The sequence below is a fragment of the Colwellia marinimaniae genome (assembly GCF_002207865.1).
Lineage (GTDB): Bacteria > Pseudomonadota > Gammaproteobacteria > Enterobacterales > Alteromonadaceae > Colwellia > Colwellia marinimaniae.
In genome coordinates this window covers 259,572-275,863 of record NZ_BDQM01000001.1, presented here as the reverse complement: position 1 = coordinate 275,863, position 16,292 = coordinate 259,572, and the positions used below count along the sequence as shown (strand labels likewise).

The 16,292-nt window shown below is 39.4% G+C and carries 17 protein-coding genes; 9 read left to right on the top strand and 8 right to left on the bottom strand.

From position 1 onward, the window contains the following. Positions 1-45: 45 nt before the first annotated feature. From dnaG to rpsU, 3 genes are all read right to left on the bottom strand, one after another. Complete coding sequence (gene dnaG / locus MTCD1_RS01180; RefSeq protein WP_057182310.1) at positions 46-1,803, bottom strand: DNA primase; 1,758 nt, start codon at positions 1,801-1,803, stop codon at positions 46-48. A gap of 167 nt (positions 1,804-1,970) precedes the next feature. Next, a complete protein-coding gene (locus tag MTCD1_RS01175) occupies positions 1,971-2,420 on the bottom strand; it encodes a GatB/YqeY domain-containing protein (RefSeq protein WP_057182312.1) in 450 nt (149 codons plus the stop codon). Between the two features lie 57 nt (positions 2,421-2,477). Continuing rightward, positions 2,478-2,693 (bottom strand): 30S ribosomal protein S21, encoded by a 216-nt coding sequence (rpsU, locus tag MTCD1_RS01170; protein WP_057182314.1) that lies wholly within the window; start codon positions 2,691-2,693, stop codon positions 2,478-2,480. A gap of 281 nt (positions 2,694-2,974) precedes the next feature. On the opposite strand from rpsU, the gene tsaD reads away from it, so the two are divergent. Beyond that, the gene (gene tsaD, locus MTCD1_RS01165) at positions 2,975-4,036 is read left to right on the top strand and encodes a tRNA (adenosine(37)-N6)-threonylcarbamoyltransferase complex transferase subunit TsaD (protein WP_057182316.1); all 1,062 of its coding nucleotides are present in this window, start codon (positions 2,975-2,977) and stop codon (positions 4,034-4,036) included. A gap of 310 nt (positions 4,037-4,346) precedes the next feature. On the opposite strand, the gene plsY is transcribed toward tsaD, so the two are convergent. Then, complete coding sequence (plsY, locus tag MTCD1_RS01155) at positions 4,347-4,937, bottom strand: glycerol-3-phosphate 1-O-acyltransferase PlsY (protein ID WP_057182680.1); 591 nt, start codon at positions 4,935-4,937, stop codon at positions 4,347-4,349. Positions 4,938-5,095: 158 nt separating this feature from the next. Here plsY and folB point away from each other — a divergent pair, with 158 nt between their 5' ends. The 4 genes from folB to MTCD1_RS01135 all read left to right on the top strand — a co-directional run bounded on the left by folB (position 5,096) and on the right by MTCD1_RS01135 (position 7,825). Then, complete coding sequence (gene folB, locus MTCD1_RS01150) at positions 5,096-5,467, top strand: dihydroneopterin aldolase (RefSeq protein WP_057182319.1); 372 nt, start codon at positions 5,096-5,098, stop codon at positions 5,465-5,467. Next, complete coding sequence (gene folK, locus MTCD1_RS01145) at positions 5,467-5,964, top strand: 2-amino-4-hydroxy-6-hydroxymethyldihydropteridine diphosphokinase (RefSeq protein WP_057182320.1); 498 nt, start codon at positions 5,467-5,469, stop codon at positions 5,962-5,964. Before folB ends, folK begins: the two co-directional genes overlap by 1 nt. A gap of 46 nt (positions 5,965-6,010) precedes the next feature. Next, a complete protein-coding gene (locus MTCD1_RS01140; RefSeq protein WP_057182322.1) occupies positions 6,011-6,832 on the top strand; it encodes an undecaprenyl-diphosphate phosphatase in 822 nt (273 codons plus the stop codon). A 150-nt stretch (positions 6,833-6,982) separates the two neighbouring features. Further along, complete coding sequence (locus MTCD1_RS01135) at positions 6,983-7,825, top strand: tetratricopeptide repeat protein (RefSeq protein WP_057182323.1); 843 nt, start codon at positions 6,983-6,985, stop codon at positions 7,823-7,825. A gap of 203 nt (positions 7,826-8,028) precedes the next feature. Here MTCD1_RS01135 and zapE read toward each other — a convergent pair whose 3' ends face one another. After that, complete coding sequence (gene zapE, locus MTCD1_RS01130) at positions 8,029-9,144, bottom strand: cell division protein ZapE (protein WP_057182325.1); 1,116 nt, start codon at positions 9,142-9,144, stop codon at positions 8,029-8,031. A 183-nt stretch (positions 9,145-9,327) separates the two neighbouring features. Here zapE and MTCD1_RS01125 point away from each other — a divergent pair, with 183 nt between their 5' ends. The 3 genes from MTCD1_RS01125 (at position 9,328) to MTCD1_RS01115 (ending at position 12,474) form a co-directional block, all read left to right on the top strand. After that, positions 9,328-9,783, top strand: a complete 456-nt coding sequence (locus MTCD1_RS01125; RefSeq protein WP_057182327.1) for a Z-ring associated ZapG family protein — start codon at positions 9,328-9,330, stop codon at positions 9,781-9,783. 126 nt (positions 9,784-9,909) lie between these two features. Further along, a complete protein-coding gene (locus tag MTCD1_RS01120) occupies positions 9,910-11,283 on the top strand; it encodes a Do family serine endopeptidase (protein ID WP_057182329.1) in 1,374 nt (457 codons plus the stop codon). A 120-nt stretch (positions 11,284-11,403) separates the two neighbouring features. Further along, positions 11,404-12,474 carry a trypsin-like peptidase domain-containing protein gene (locus MTCD1_RS01115; RefSeq protein WP_057182331.1) on the top strand — a complete coding sequence of 357 codons (1,071 nt, stop codon included), beginning with the start codon at positions 11,404-11,406 and terminating at the stop codon, positions 12,472-12,474. 155 nt (positions 12,475-12,629) lie between these two features. Here the strand turns inward: MTCD1_RS01115 and MTCD1_RS01110 are convergent, their stop codons facing one another. From MTCD1_RS01110 to ccoG, 3 genes are read right to left on the bottom strand one after another with little or no spacing between them, the layout of a single operon-like run. Next, positions 12,630-13,274, bottom strand: coding sequence for a thiol:disulfide interchange protein DsbA/DsbL (locus MTCD1_RS01110; RefSeq protein WP_057182333.1), 645 nt, complete (start codon positions 13,272-13,274; stop codon positions 12,630-12,632). Between the two features lie 44 nt (positions 13,275-13,318). Further along, positions 13,319-14,305 (bottom strand): serine/threonine protein kinase, encoded by a 987-nt coding sequence (locus MTCD1_RS01105; protein ID WP_057182335.1) that lies wholly within the window; start codon positions 14,303-14,305, stop codon positions 13,319-13,321. Beyond that, positions 14,305-15,768 (bottom strand): cytochrome c oxidase accessory protein CcoG, encoded by a 1,464-nt coding sequence (gene ccoG / locus MTCD1_RS01100; protein WP_082606579.1) that lies wholly within the window; start codon positions 15,766-15,768, stop codon positions 14,305-14,307. The genes MTCD1_RS01105 and ccoG overlap by 1 nt, the downstream gene beginning before the upstream one ends. A gap of 162 nt (positions 15,769-15,930) precedes the next feature. Here ccoG and MTCD1_RS01095 point away from each other — a divergent pair, with 162 nt between their 5' ends. Beyond that, positions 15,931-16,287: a hypothetical protein gene (locus MTCD1_RS01095; protein WP_057182337.1), complete on the top strand. Its 357-nt coding sequence runs from the start codon at positions 15,931-15,933 to the stop codon at positions 16,285-16,287. Positions 16,288-16,292: the final 5 nt, after the last annotated feature.

Sequence of the window (16,292 nt, the reverse complement as noted above, 5' to 3'; positions counted from 1 at the left end):
CGCTAATCTTACTCACGGCATGCTAAGTATAGCCAAAACCAGCCGTTAAGCATTGAGTATTGCTTGTAACTCTTGTTTTTCCGCACTAGTCATTTGTCCGGCTCGTGCTTTTTGTAATAACACTTCTGCACGTTGTTCAACAAAGTTATTGAGTAGTTTTTCAATACTATCAAGAAAAACATCGGTTGCTGCTTCAGCTGCCACATGGTGCTGCCAACACATCAACTTTGCTAATTGTTTGCCTTGCTCGGTATCACGAAAATATTCCAGCAATTGCGCTGATTTAATATCAGGGTTTTGCTGGCATACACCTAATACCTGTATTAACAAAGGTATTCCTGGTGTAGTTAATGGCTGCAATACATTTTTATCACCTAAGCTATTGGCTATATGGGGATGTTCTAATAATAAAGCAAGTGCTAACCTCACGGGAGTGACTTTTGTACTGACTTTAACAGCAGGTTTTACCAAGCCACCTTTTATATGTTTAGTGAACTTTGCCAGAAACTGCTCACTACCCGTACCAAAATTGTTCGCTATTTCATTAATCATGGCATCTTTTAAAATGCTATCCGGAAGCTTGGCTAAAAAAGGCTGAAAAGATTCAACTAAAGCCGCTCTTCCTTCAAGAGAGCTCATATCGACTTGTTGCATTAATTGTTCAAATAAAAATTTTGATAATGGCATGGCATTATCAAGAATTTTTTCAAAAGCTTGTTGCCCTTGTGCCCGAATCAATGAGTCTGGGTCTTCACCATCGGGGAGAAAAACAAATTTCAACGAAAAACCATCACGAATAAGTGGCAAGGCATTGTCCATGGCGCGCCATGCAGCATCTCGCCCAGCTCTATCGCCATCGTAGCAACAAACCACATTAGGCACAGTGCGAAATAGCGTTTGTAACTGCTCAAAGGTTGTTGCAGTTCCTAATGAGGCCACAGCATAATCAACGCCATGTTGGGCTAAAGCGACAACGTCCATATAACCTTCAACGACAACTAAGCGTTTAAGTTTTTTATTGGCTTGTTTCGCTTCATGTAAACCATAAAGCTCTTGGCCTTTATGGTAGATACGCGTTTCAGGAGAGTTTAAGTATTTGGGTTTGGCATCACCTAACACTCGGCCGCCAAAGCCGATAACTCGGCCACGCTTATCGCTAATAGGAAACATGATACGACCACGAAAACGATCATAGGGTCGCTTTTTATCGCCCGCAACAGCCATACCTAAATCAATCAATTGCTGGTTGGCTTGGCCATTGCGTGAGAAGGAATTCATCATACCGTCCCAAGCATCACTTATGTAGCCTATACCAAAACGCTTAACAATTTCACCACTTAAACCACGGCCTTTTAAATACTTAATAGCCGTATCTTTATCGGTAGATACTTTCAATTGTTGCTGAAAAAATCGACTTATTTGCGCCATCAACTCATAATCATCTTGCTTTTGCTGATAAATTTGTTGTTGTCGGCGTTGCTCTGCTGGGCTGGCGGTATTTTCCTCGCGGATAACTTCCATACCGCAATGTGAAGCAAGCTCTTCTACCGCATCAACAAAATCGAGACGTTCGAATTCCATTAAAAAGGAAATGGCATTGCCGTGTTCGCCGCAGCCAAAACAATGATAAAACTGCTTATCTTGGCTAACCGTAAAAGAAGGTGATTTTTCATTATGAAAGGGGCAGCACGCTTGGTGATTTTTCCCTGCTTTTTTTAACGGTACTCGACTATCTATCAGCGCAACAATATCTGCTCGGCTAAGTAAATCATCAATAAATTGTCGGGAAATGCGTCCAGCCATAATATTTAAAAATCATCGTCAAAAGAAAAGGTATTACACAAGTATTCTACACAATACTAGTGAAAAAGTAGCAGAAATAATTAAGTTAAAGCTAAAAAAAACTGATAAAAAAACCGTAATAGCCAGAGCCATTACGGTTTAATTTAATGTATTAAATAGGGTGTTAACTATGATGCATTGAGTGCTGCTCTGACTTGACCGCTAACCGCGCCCATGTCTGCTTTACCTTGCATTAATGGTTTTAACACCGCCATCACTTTCCCCATGTCAGCCATAGAAGCCGCACCAGATTCAGTAATTGCTTTATTTATTAATTCATTAATTTCTTCTGCACTAAGCGGCTCTGGCATGAAAAATTCTATCGCAGTTACTTCTGCGGCTTCTTTTTCAGCCAAATCATCACGACCACCTTCGCTAAACATTTTAATTGACTCTTTACGCTGCTTAACCATTTTGGTTAATATGGCAATAATATTGTCATCAGTTGCTTCGGTTTTGTGATCAATCTCTGCTAGTTTTATTGCAGAAAGCGCCATGCGAATAACACCAAGACGTAACTTGTCTTTGGCTCGCATAGCAATTTTCATTTCATCTTTGAGTTGTATTAGAAGTGACATCTAAATCAAGCTCACTCTTTCTAAAGGGAAAGACTACTAAGGATTCTGCTAAGAATCTTAGTACATGCGAACGCGACGAGCGCTTTCACGAGAAACTTTTTTCGCAGCACGTTTAACAGCAGCTGCTTTTTTACGTTTACGTTCCCAAGTCGGTTTTTCGTAAGATTCGCGACGACGAACTTCAGAAAGGATTCCTGCTTTTTCACATGAACGTTTAAAACGACGTAATGCAACGTCAAATGGTTCGTTTTCTCTAACTTTAATTACTGGCATGTACTTTTTACCTTAGTATAAATCTATATAAATCGGTGACTGATTTCGGTCTGACATTGTATTAACTCACAATATGCACCTCATCTGCACCCGCTCTATCAAAAATGGGTGCCATATTCTACTGCTAAGCACCTAGCAATGTAAAGATTAATTTAATGACAATGTAGTAAATCCACTGGTGACTTACTAACAAACACGGTAAAATTACTGCGCTTGTATTTACTGTGCTTAAAGTGAGTAAATGTGGGGTAATATTTCTATTTTTTGAGACTATATATATTATGCGTATTTTAGGTATTGAAACTTCTTGTGATGAAACTGGCATTGCCATTTATGATGATGGTCAGGGTGATCGTCCACAAGGTATACTCGCTCATCGCTTATATAGTCAAATAGCCGTTCATGCCGATTACGGTGGTGTGGTACCAGAGCTGGCATCAAGAGATCATGTCCGTAAAACTATTCCATTAATTAAGCAAGTCTTAGCAGATGCCAACCTTACCCCTCAAGATTTAGATGGCGTTGCTTATACTGCTGGCCCAGGTTTAGTCGGTGCACTTTTAGTAGGTTGCTCTATTGGTCGAAGTTTAGCTTATGGCTGGGATTTACCTGCGGTACCAGTACATCATATGGAAGGTCACTTATTAGCGCCTATGCTTGAAGATGATGTACCTGAATTCCCTTTTGTCGCTTTATTAGTATCTGGTGGCCATACCATGCTAGTACGTGTCGATGCTATAGGTGAATATAAATTACTCGGTGAATCAGTAGATGATGCTGCTGGTGAAGCTTTTGATAAAACCGCTAAGTTGCTCGGTTTAGATTACCCAGGCGGCCCTGCCCTTGCCAAGATGGCTGAAAGCGGTCTAGCCGGACGTTTTAAATTACCTCGTCCTATGACAGATAGACCCGGTTTGGACTTTAGTTTTAGTGGTTTAAAAACAGCCGCGGCTGTTTTAATACGTAAAGAATGCCTTAATATCGAGCCAGCTTTATCACCAAGCCAATTAAAGCAAACCCACGCAGATATTGCTCATGCCTTTCAACAAGCTGTGATAGATACCTTAGCGATAAAATGTAAACGTGCCTTACAACAAGAGCAATTAAAGCGATTAGTCATTGCAGGTGGTGTTAGTGCAAATACTGCTTTACGTGAAAAACTGGCGATAACGACCAAGAAGCTTGGTGGCAGTGTTTTCTATCCTCGCCCGGAATATTGTACCGATAACGGCGCCATGATTGCTTACGCGGGTTTACAGCGGTTAAAAGCGGGTACAGATACCGACTTAACGTTTAAAGCTCACCCTAGATGGCCTTTGGATTCATTACCACCGCTAAAATAGTAGCTGAGGTAGAACTTCGGCGCATAAAAGCAGGCACAGATACCGAGCTAACAAGCAAAGCGTTTAAAGCCAACCCTAGACTGGCCTTTGGATTCATTACCACCGCTAATATAGTAGCTGAGTTAGAACTTGGCTATGATTTTTTATAAGAACTTCGGCGCATAAAAGCAGACACAGATACCGAGCTAACAAGCAAAGCGTTTAAAGCCAACCCTAGGATGGCCTTTGGATTCATTACCACCGCTAATATAGTAGCTGAGTTAGAACTTGCTCTCTCTCGGTAACACTCCTGATGTTATCGGGGGCTTTATTATATTTTATGAGTTATTTTACTCTCTGTACCTTTAAGTAAACGTTTAATATTTTCGCGATGCCGAAAGAGTATCAGAGCGCAGAGCATTAATGTTGGATAAACATATAAAGGCTTTAAAAAATAGACATAAAGTGGCGCAATAGCAACGGTAACAATAGCCGCCAGACTAGAATACTTACTTAATTTCACCACTAACACCCAAGTAATAATGAGCATCGCTCCCAAAGTAAAACCGATAGGCAGTAAGGTACCCAAGGCGGTAGCGACAGCTTTCCCACCTTTAAAATTGAAAAATATCGGATACATATGCCCTAAACAAGCGGCAACACTAATCACACCTAAATATAGCGGTTCTATTTTTAAAAAATACGCGCCCCATACTGGGATAGTGCCTTTGAGTATATCTAAAAATAATACCGTGGCGGCAGTAAGCTTATTGCTCATGCGTAAGACATTGGTTGCGCCCGGGTTTTTTGAGCCCGTTGTTCTTGGATCTGGCAAGCCTAAAAATTTACACACTAATATGGCACTGGAAATAGAGCCTATTAAATACGCGGCAATGATCATAGTAAGCGTGAGTAGTAACATTAAAATGATAAAATCCATTATTGGCACAAAAGATAGAATTATTATTCTATCTTCATCTCTGCTAGTTTTTCTAGCACTTCGCAGGTAAAATCGTCCTTTATTTTGTAACAATTGCATAATTACTGCAATAGTTCTTCTAACAACATATTAGGTAAGTCATGGATAAGGTGTTCATTAAAGGTTTAAGTATTCAAACCACTATTGGTTTTTTCCAGTGGGAAAAAGAAATAAAGCAAACCTTGGTCATTGATCTTGCCATGGGCTGGAATACGGCGAATGCGGCAGTCAATGATGAGCTGGCTAAAACTTTAGATTATGCCGATATTTCAGTCGCTATAGAGCGCTTTGCTAATGACAACCCGGTAGACTTAATTGAAACACTGGCTGAGCGCTTAGCGAGCTACTTAATGACCCAATACCATATTCCCTGGTTAAAACTCAGTATTGGCAAACCAGGGGCGGTACATAATGCACAAACCGTTGGTGTGGAAATCGAACGTGGTCAACAAATCACCGAGACTGTAATTTAATGGCTCAAATCTACATCTCACTAGGTAGTAATGTCGAACGTGAACATAATGTTAAACAAGGCTTAATCTCGTTAGCTAAAGCATTTGAACTGCCTTTTGCCCAGTTAACTTTATCTTCGTTATTTGAATGTGAGGCGATAGGTTTTAATGGCCCCGCTTTTTATAACATGGTAATCGCTATCAAATGCCGACAGAGTGTCGAACAAGTGGCGAGTATGTTACGCGAAATAGAGTTTTCTCATGGTCGCGACCATAAGGCCAAGAAATTTAGCCCACGTACCTTAGACCTAGATTTATTATTATATGATAATTTAGTTATTGAGCAACCGGTACAGATCCCTCGTGATGAAATAACTAAGAATGCTTTTGTCTTATGGCCTCTGAGTCAGGTTGCCCCTGAGTTGGCACACCCCGTTTTACCACAAAACTATCGCGATTTATGGCAAAGTTATAATAAAACCAGTCAACAACTCAGTATAGTGGCTAACTGCTGGTAGACTAGCTGACATTATTACTCCCAAAGTAAAGGACAACTAACGACACATGAGTACTTTAGAAATAATCATCCTGGCCTTATTACAAGGTTTAACCGAATTTTTACCTATTTCCAGTTCCGCTCATCTCATCTTACCCTCACAAATTTTTGGCTGGCAAGATCAGGGGCTAGCCTTTGATGTTGCCGTGCATGTTGGCACTTTATTAGCAGTAATCATGTATTTTCGTAAAGAAGTGGGTGCTATGGCTGTCGCTTGGTTAGGCACTGTCGGCGTTGGCCCAGAAAAAGGCAAGCAAAGCTTTGATGGCAAACTTGCCTGGTGGATTTTATTTGCCACCATTCCCGCCGGTTTATTTGGTTTATTAGGTAAGGACTTTATCGAAGAACATTTACGTTCTGCCTTAGTCATTGCCGCGACAACATTACTGTTTGGCTTTCTTTTAGGCTTTGCTGATATCAAAGCGGGTAAACGTGCAACACATAAGCCGATGGAAAAATTGGGTTTTAAAGGTGCTATGTTAATTGGCTTAGCACAAGCAATTGCCTTAATTCCAGGCACCTCGCGCTCAGGCATTACCATGACCATTGGTTTAATGCTGGGCTTAAGCCGTGCTAGCGCTGCTCGTTTTTCGTTTTTACTGTCTATTCCTGCCATCACCATGGCCGGTAGTTATTTAACGTTAAAATTGGTGTTATCCGCTGAGGGTGTTGATTGGTTTGCCATGGGTTTAGGCAGCTTAATAGCTTTTGTCAGTGCTTATGCTTGTATTCATTACTTTCTAATATTGTTAGAAAAACTGGGTATGATGCCGTTTGTTATCTACCGATTAATATTAGGTGTTGGCTTATTTTGGTATATTTTAGCTTAGCTTTTTCTTTACCTTTGCTTGCTATGAACCTAGGTTCAATAAGTAAATCTATAACAAGCGTCCCCCCATTTCATGTTAAAATGTTCACCAGTTAAACTTCACTAGTGAACACTTTACCGTTCAGAAAATCATTACACTCGAGAAATAAATATGATTGCCATTACCCTAGATAATTTTCAAGAAGTCGTTGTTGAACAGTCAAAAAACAAATTAGTCCTAGTTACCTTTTGGGCTGAACAAGTCCCTGAAAGTATTGAATTACGAGATAAATTAGCCGCCAAGTTATCCGACTTAAGTGACCATATAACGTTGGCGACAGTGGATTGTCAAAAACAAGAGAAAATTGCTGAGCAGTTTGGCATTAAGGGCTTACCTACCGCTATTTTACTAAAAGATGGCCAACCCCTTGATGGTATTTCAGGACCACAAGATGACGCTAGCATCGCGACATTTTTAGAGAAATACTTACCTAAGCCAGAAGATATATTGTTAGGGCAAGCGAAAAATGCTCTTGATGAAGAGCAGTTAATCGAGGCACAAACAGCCATCAAGCAAGCCTATCAAATTGATAATAGTCGTGCCGATATTAAATTAGTCTTAATTGATGTTAACTTGCAAACCGGCAATACAACTGAAGCAAAGGCGTTATTAGATAGCATAATGATGGTTGATCAAGATAGTGACTATCAAGCATTGCTGGCTAAAGTAGAATTAGCACAGCAGGCAGAAAACTCTCCTGAAATTCAGTCCTTAGAAGCACAATTAGCAACAACACCTGATGATATCAACCTCAGTCAGCAACTTGCTACTCAATACAGCCAAGTTAATCGTCAAGAAGAAGCACTAACGATATTATTTCGTTTGGTACAAGCCGGTGATGAAAGCACTAAAGACAAAAGTAAGGAACTGTTTTTAGATGTGTTAAAAGCGTTACCTGATGGCGACTCTCTTTCAGCTAAGTTTCGTCGCAAGCTTTACACGCTAATGTACTAAGAATCTAGTGCACTAATACCTAGGCCTAGTGTATTAGCCTTGATTGATAATATTCAACGGTGTTTAGTCCATAAGATAGCGCGAACAAGCATTTAGGCTACTGTCTCGACCTATATAGCCAATAAAAAGCCCGACTCACTTTAACCGTGAGCCGGGCTTTTTTACTATTCAGCTAACTAACCTGAACTAATCTGAACTGATTTTTAGGGTATATGCTCACTAGCTAGGTAGTCATGTGATTGCATTTCTTGTAAACGGCTTAAGCAACGTTTAAATTGAAAGGCGAGGCGACCTCCGCTATACAAGTCTTCTAAAGGCAATTCTGCCGACATAATTAACTTCACATTACGTTCATAAAACTCATCAACCAAGGCAATAAAACGGCGCGTGGTATCATCACTGTCTGGCCCCATTGCTTTGACATTGGCCATTAATACCGTGTGATATACTTGACTGATTTCCATGTAATCACCCTGGCTACGAGCACTTTCACACAGTACGGCGAAGTCAAAATAAACCACACCATCACTCACTAAAACAGTCTCTAATTGACGATTATGAATCTCAATAGATTGACCTGCTTTACCCTCATCACTCGATAGTTGCTTAAAGTAATGTATTAAGTTCTCTTCCGCTTGAGCATCAAGAGGATAATGATATATTTCCGCCTGCTCTAAGGTTCTTAAGCGATAATCGATACCACTATCAACATTAACGACTAGGGTATGCTCGTTGATGAGTTTTATTGCTGGTAAAAATCGTTCTCTTTGTAAACCATTAGGATACAGTTCATCGGGAATAATATTTGAGGTCGCGACTAGGATGACATTATGAGCAAATAACTCTTCAAATAATGTCCCCAAAATCATGGCATCAGTAATATCTGAGACAAAAAACTCATCAAAGCAAATAATCTGTGTTTCATCGGCAAACTTTTTAGCAATGATTTTCAGCGGGTCTGCTTGACCTGATAAACTTTTCAGCTCTTGGTGAACTCTGTGCATAAAGCGATGAAAGTGCACACGAATTTTATTATCAAAAGGTAAGCTATCATAAAAAGTATCAACCAAATAGGTTTTGCCTCGACCAACACCGCCCCATAAGTACAAACCTTTAATGGGTTTGTGTTCTTGTTTTTTATATATTTTTTTCCAACGGTTCAGTACTTTTTTAAAGCCGGAAACCGCTAAGGGCTTATTTTGTAAATCGTCATATAAACGTTGCAGATGAATAACAGCATTTTCCTGTGCTGCATCAAAAAGAAAATCATCTCTGGTTAAATCTTGTTTATACTTATCTATAGGAGAGAGCTTTATCATTGAGAGCCTACGTTATTTAAAATCAATTTTTAAGGTGTTCTGAGGTACTTGAAAAAGAGCAATTTGCTAAGATATATAACTAAGCATTAGCTAAGCAAATTGTTTTGATGCTAGTATAATCTATCTCGGTATCATATTTATACCCAACGAATCAATTTCTCTTTACAATGTAAGGTACACCCTATGGATGTAGTAATAGCTCTAGTCATTTTTATCATCGGCGGCATTGGTGGTTTTTTCGCAACTCGTCTTCTTTCCAATACTAGCCAAGAGCAACGTAAATTAGCGGAGCAAGTTAATAAAAGTGAAGCGGCTTTGGAACAATACAAACTTGATGTTGCCGATCATTTATCAAGCTCAGCCAAGTTACTAGACCAAATGAATAATACTTGCCAAACAGCGATGAAACAAATGCAAGAAAGTACCCATCTGCTACAAAAAGCAACCTCTATTGAAGTCGACAGCATGCCATTTTTTTCAGCCGAGACTCAGCAACAACTGGCGCAAACAGCAACGTTACGTCATCAAAAACGAAGCAGTGATACCGCAGAGGCCATCACAGAAGCACCTCTTGATTATTCGGATAATCCAAGTGGCCTATTTAACGATCAGAAACAAAAAGTTACAACTGCAGAGTAATTTGATACACAATTGTCTGAACTAAAGCCTTTTAGTTCAGTCTATTTTGGCGTATTTATAAAAGTTAACAGCACACTGGTTAGCTTTTTTATTGGTATAACAAAATATCTCGGAGAACTCTTAAATATGAAAAAGTCATCTAAACTGTCTAAATTATCACTTGTCATCAGTGCTGCATTATTCTCATCAACCCTAGCACTCACTAGCGCGCCAGTTTTAGCAAATTGGCCCGTGCAAGTCGATGGTCAAGTTATGCCTAGTTTGGCCCCCATGCTTGAACATATCACGCCAGCCGTAGTCAGTATCTCTGTGATAGGCACTCATAAAGTCCCGCAGCAAAATGTCCCAGATGCTTTTAAATTTTTCTTTGGTAATAAGAGGCAAAGTCAGCCCCAACCACAGCCTTTTCGTGGCCTGGGTTCAGGTGTCATTATCGATAGCGAAAAAGGTTATATAGTTACCAATTATCATGTGATAGAAAACGCTGATGAAATAATGGTCACCTTAAAAGATGGTCGTCAATTAGAAGCAATAAAAATAGGGAGCGATGCAAAAAGTGATATCGCCTTATTACAAATTAAGTCGGACAATTTAATTGAAATTAAGTTGGCGGACTCTGATGAGCTGCGCGTTGGCGATTTCGCTATCGCTATTGGTAGTCCCTTTGGCTTAGGACAGACAGTAACGTCCGGCATTGTTAGTGCCCTTGGTCGCAGCAACTTAAATATTGAACATTATGAAGACTTTATTCAAACCGATGCGGCCATAAATAGTGGTAATTCCGGCGGCGCTTTAGTTAATTTACGCGGTGAATTAATTGGCATTAATACCGCTATAATAGGCCCTGGTGGTGGTAATGTCGGTATTGGTTTTGCTATCCCAAGTAATATGATGCATAACCTTATCAAACAAATTATAGAGTTTGGTGAAGTCCATAGAGGCATTCTTGGTGTATCAGGGCGCAGTGTTAATAGCGAAATAGCCAAAGCTATGGAGCTAAATATCAGCCAAGGCGGCTTTATTGAACAAGTAATGCCAGACTCAGCGGCTGATGAAGCAGGCATTAAAGCTGGTGATGTTATCGTTGGCATGAACGGTAAAAGCATTAAAAGCTTCCTTGAATTACGCGCTAAAATAGGCTCAATTGGCGCCAATACCACGGTTAATTTAACGATAATAAGAGATGGTGACAAAAAAGTATTTACCGTAAAATTAAAACAAGATCAAAGTGCAGATATTAGTCCGGCAAGTATTCACCGTATGTTAGCGGGTGCTCAACTAGAAAATAGCACTAAAAAGCAGGCGATAATCATAGAGCAAGTTGCGCAAGGCTCTCCGGCTCAAATGGCCGGATTAAAAGCGGGTGATATTATCACTGGTGTTAATCGTAAACGTATCAAGGATATTGCGCAATTACGTGATTACCTTAAGGATAAAACCGGTGTCTTAGCACTCAATATTGTTCGTGATAATCATGCCCAGTATATAATGATCCGCTAATAGCTAAATTTACATCTTAAGCTGATCATATTGACCCTGCTATTCAATAGCAGGGTCAATATGATCAGCTTTTTTTATGTTACACTGAAAATCTTGGCACAACATAAAATAAGATAGCCTTTGAAACTCTTCTCTTCAATAAAATATATATTCACAGCAATCAGTTACGGCGTATTATTAGCCGTGGTGCTCTTACTACTGATGCCTGGCTTAGTTCCTGGTTTAAATGGCACTAGTTTGGTAACCAGCCTTTTTAAAGGTAGTCAAGCGCAGCAGGCGCCACTGTCCTTTGCTAAGGCGGTTAGCATCGCCAGCCCCGCTGTGGTAAACATTTACTCTGAACAAATTGAAGTGAATCCGCAATACGGCCGTAAAGCGCGTAAAAGTACCCGCTTAGGTTCAGGGGTGATTATGGACAGCCATGGCTATATTTTGACTAACTTACATGTTATTCGCCAAGCAGATCTTATTCAGGTACTACTACAAAGTGGTCAGATCTATCCGGCAGAGCTGATAGGTTTTGATCATTATACTGATTTAGCCGTGTTGAAAGTAAATGCTAGTGATCTGCCGGTCATTCCACAAAAAGAACAACAAACATCATTAGTGGGCGATATAGTTCTAGCCATAGGTAACCCGCTCAATTTAGGCCAAACCGTAACCCAAGGCATCATTAGTGCGACGGGACGAAATGGCTTGAGCAATACCAGCTATTTAGAGTTTTTACAAATGGATGCCGCCATCAATGAAGGCAACTCAGGCGGAGCACTCATCAATAGCAATGGTATTTTAGTGGGCATCAATTCAAGAAAATTCACCCAGTCTAATCCTCAACTAACGATTCAAGGAATTTTCTTCGCTGTGCCTTATCAACTCGCCTATAAGGTAATGCGTCAGATCATTGAAAATGGCAAAGTTGTCCGTGGCTGGTTAGGTATTTCCACTAACAACTACCATAGAGAGTTAAAAGGCTTTGTTGTTGATGAAGTAATGGCAAATAGCCCAGCAGAAATTGCCGGTATACAAGTAAACGATGTGGTTTATCAAATTGATAACGAGTCGATTGATAGCGTCACTGACGCCTTAGATATCATTGCTGAAACACCGCCAAATACCGAGTTAACCTTTAAGGTTTATCGACAAGGTAATGCCATAACCATCAAAGTTAAAATTATTGAGCTATCAAATTAATACGGATGCTAGTTAATTTATCAGCTAAAAAAAGGCAGACGGTATAATTTACCGTCTGCCTTTTTTGTTAGCTTGGTGCAATGAGCGTTATTATCTAGCAATCATTCACTAGAAATAAAAACTCACCGCAGCGATGCTGCTACTAGCAATAATACTTATGAGTCTAATTCAAGTAAGTATTTAACTAGGTTTTGGTAATCTTGCTCAAAATTATTTCTATCTAATTTAGTTGCGTCAATTTTATACTTACCATTAACAATAATGGTTGGCACACCCGTTAACGCTCGTTTAGCACTCATGTTGTCTTGGTGTTTTTTCATTGATTTAGCTTGTGAATTAACACTAAAGCTTTTCATCAGTTTATCGAATTTATCACCATCTGCGCCATTTAGCACAAAGATATTACGGATATCTTTTTCAGAAGTAATCACAGATTTTTGCACATGAATATAATTAAAGACAGCACCAATTAATTTGTCGGCATCACCTAGTTGCTCAGCGACAACAGTTGCTTTAGTGATCATTTGTTGAATTTTAGGGCTAGCACCACGAAGAAAATCGACATGATTACGTTTAAACGAAGCGCCCTCAGGTAAGCTTTTTTTAATGCCATGCATCAGCGGCTCAGACTTAAAACAGTGACCACAATATACTGAGAAATATTCTCGCACTTCTTTTTTCTTAGTGACCGTTTCATTCACTTTAGTATATTGCACCCCTTCAGTGTATTGTGCCGCTGCAGCACCTACAGATAAGACCAATAGCGGCATTAACAAAAGAGATTTTAGTAATTTGTTCATTATTTTTTCCTAAAGTAAAATGGCCCTATTTATCATAACTAGAGCTAAAAATTATTCAAACTTAACGGCGCTTGTTGTAAGGCAGACATTTGCTCTTTCAACATCAGTATTTGCTGTTCCCAATATTTCTCAGTATTAAACCAAGGAAAATTTAGGGGGAAAGCCGGATCTTGCCAGCGTTTACACAACCATGCCATATAATTAACCAGTCGCATAGTTCTTAATGATTCTATCAAGAGCAACTGCTCACTTTCAAAGGTAAAAAACTCCTCATAACCCATCAATAAAGTATCAAGCTGTAATAACTGCTGTTGTCTGTCTCCTGATAACATCATCCATAGATCTTGAATGGCTGGACCGGTTCGACAATCATCGAAGTCAACAAAGTGAGGTCCTTCATCACGCCATAATATATTACCGGCATGACAATCACCATGTAAGCGAATTTGCTTAGTATGTTGTGCGGGCAAATACTGCTCGGTGGCAACCGCAATGACATGATCTAAAATGGTAAAAAATGCTGTTGATAAACTTTTTGGCACATAGTTCGAGGCTATGATACCTTCACGTGCTTGTAACAGTAGCTCATCAGTATTAAAATTTGGTCTATGTTGAAAGTCATTTTGCGATGAAACGGCATGAATACGAGCAATAAATCGTCCCATCCACTCTAACTGGTTAAGATTGTCAACCTCAAAAATACGCCCTCCCCGACAAGGAAACACGGCAAAATGATAACCTTTATATTCAAACAAGCTTTCGCCATTGACTTTCAGTGGCGCAACTATCGGTAATTCTTGTTTAGCAAGTTCAAAGGAAAAGTCATGCTCTTCGTGAATCTGCTTAAGCTGCCATCGCTGAGGACGGTAGAACTTAGTCACATATTTAACTAAGTTATCATCATGAAATTGATAGACACGATTTTCATAACTATTGAGCGCCAGTAAACCGCTATCAACACTAAATCCTGCACTTTCTAAACCATCAATAATTAAGTCTGGTGACAAAGCACTAAAATCAAAGGAGGCCATTAATGTTTATTAAAAAATCGGCTTTCTTGCTCAATTTTCGCCTCACCTATCGGTGCAACTTGTTCTACGGTAAAAGTAATAGTAGTCATATAATGTTCCAATTCATAAGGGTCAACAGAAATACTTATCGGCAAGGTATAGACAGTAGCGGCCTTAACGGTCACTTCTTGTTTACCATGCCATTGGGTATTAGCAATACCCTGCATTGAAAGTTTATAGGTATTATCTGTTTGCGACATATTGAGAATTTTTAAGGTAAAGACATTTTCAATATCGCCATTAAAGTTCTCTTTTGCCAGTTCAGTACGGTCGCGAATAATTTCTAAAGATAAAGGCACACGATTCACTATTTCAAGAACTAACAACGTGCTCATAATAACGAGTAACACCGCATAACCAATAAGTTTAGAGCGTACTATATTTACTTTTTTTCCTTGCAATTCATGCTCTGTGGTATAACGAATAAGGCCGGGCTCATAATCCATTTTATCCATAACACCATCACAAGCATCCGCACAGGCACCACAGTTAATACATTCATATTGCAAGCCATTGCGAATATCTATGCCGGTAGGGCAAACCTCAACACATAGATTACAATCAATGCAATCGCCCAGCCCCATGGCTTTATGGTCTTGTTTACGACCACGAGCACCTCTACTTTCGCCGCGTTTACTATCATAAGCAACCGTTACGGTATCTTTATCAAACATGGCTGATTGAAAACGCGCATAAGGACACATATGTAAACATACGGTTTCTCGCATCCAACCCGCGTTACCATAGGTAGCCAAAGTAAAAAAAACCAAAATACCAGCCATCATCACACTAGTATTTAGGGTGACAACATCAATAAACAAGTCCTGCATCGGCGAAAAATAACCCGCAAAAGTCATCGCGGTATAAAGCGAGAATAATAACCAAGCACTGTGTTTTAATGTTTTTCGTATGACTTTCTTACGATTTAATTTTTGCTGATCTAATTTTCGTCGCTGATTGGCAGTACCTTCAATTTTCTCTTCAAACCAAATAAAGATGAACGTCCATACGGTTTGTGGGCACATATAACCACACCAGACTCGACCAAGAAAGGTAGTAACAAAGAACAGTAAAAAAGCCCCCAGTATGCAAATCCACGCCAACAAGGTTAAATCTTGTGGCCATAAAGTAAGGCTCCACAAGGTAAAACGTTGCTCACTGATATCAAACAAGACCGCTTGATGACCATTAAACTGCAACCAAGGCAGCATTAGAAAAAACGCAAAATAGACTAGGTTCATTCGTTGCCTGAGTTTTTGAAAAAAACCAGACACTTTACGGACATATATTTGGTCACCTGGCTTATAACGCTCTTTACCGGTGTTTTTACTGCCATGAATTTTTACATTTTTAATAGGAATATACTGTTCAACTACCGCCTTATTTGTTTTAGGCGTAGATGATGATGGGTCGTTTGCTCTCACGATGAATCCTTGGTAAGCGAGTAAAATACTACTAATGGGCTACTTGCTAGCCTTAAAAGAAGTTTAATTTTATTAACAAATGCACATAATAGCTAATAATTTATTAACTTAGCGAGTCAATTAATATAAAATCAGCTCTTCTAATTTATTATATGACATATTATGAAGCATTTATTGATCTTAATCGTAGCTGTGGCACTCTATTTACATTTCTACCCAAATAAAGAAGTGACACAATTTTATAACGAGCAGAAACAAGTGTTACTTGATGGTTTTGCTAAGTTCAGTGATACCAAAGTAAGGTTAAAAGCAGATAAAATTTATCTAGATTTAGTACCTGAACTGGCAGCCTTTTCAGAAGCAGAAGTGGCACGCTTAAAAGAAATCACCTCATCAAGAGAAAATGTTAAAACATTTTATTTCACCATTTGTAAAACCGAAAAAAGAGATGTTGATTTTCATATCAACAATGAAAAGAAAGTCTGCTCAACCATAAGTCGCTATGCCAATATGCTTTAACCGCT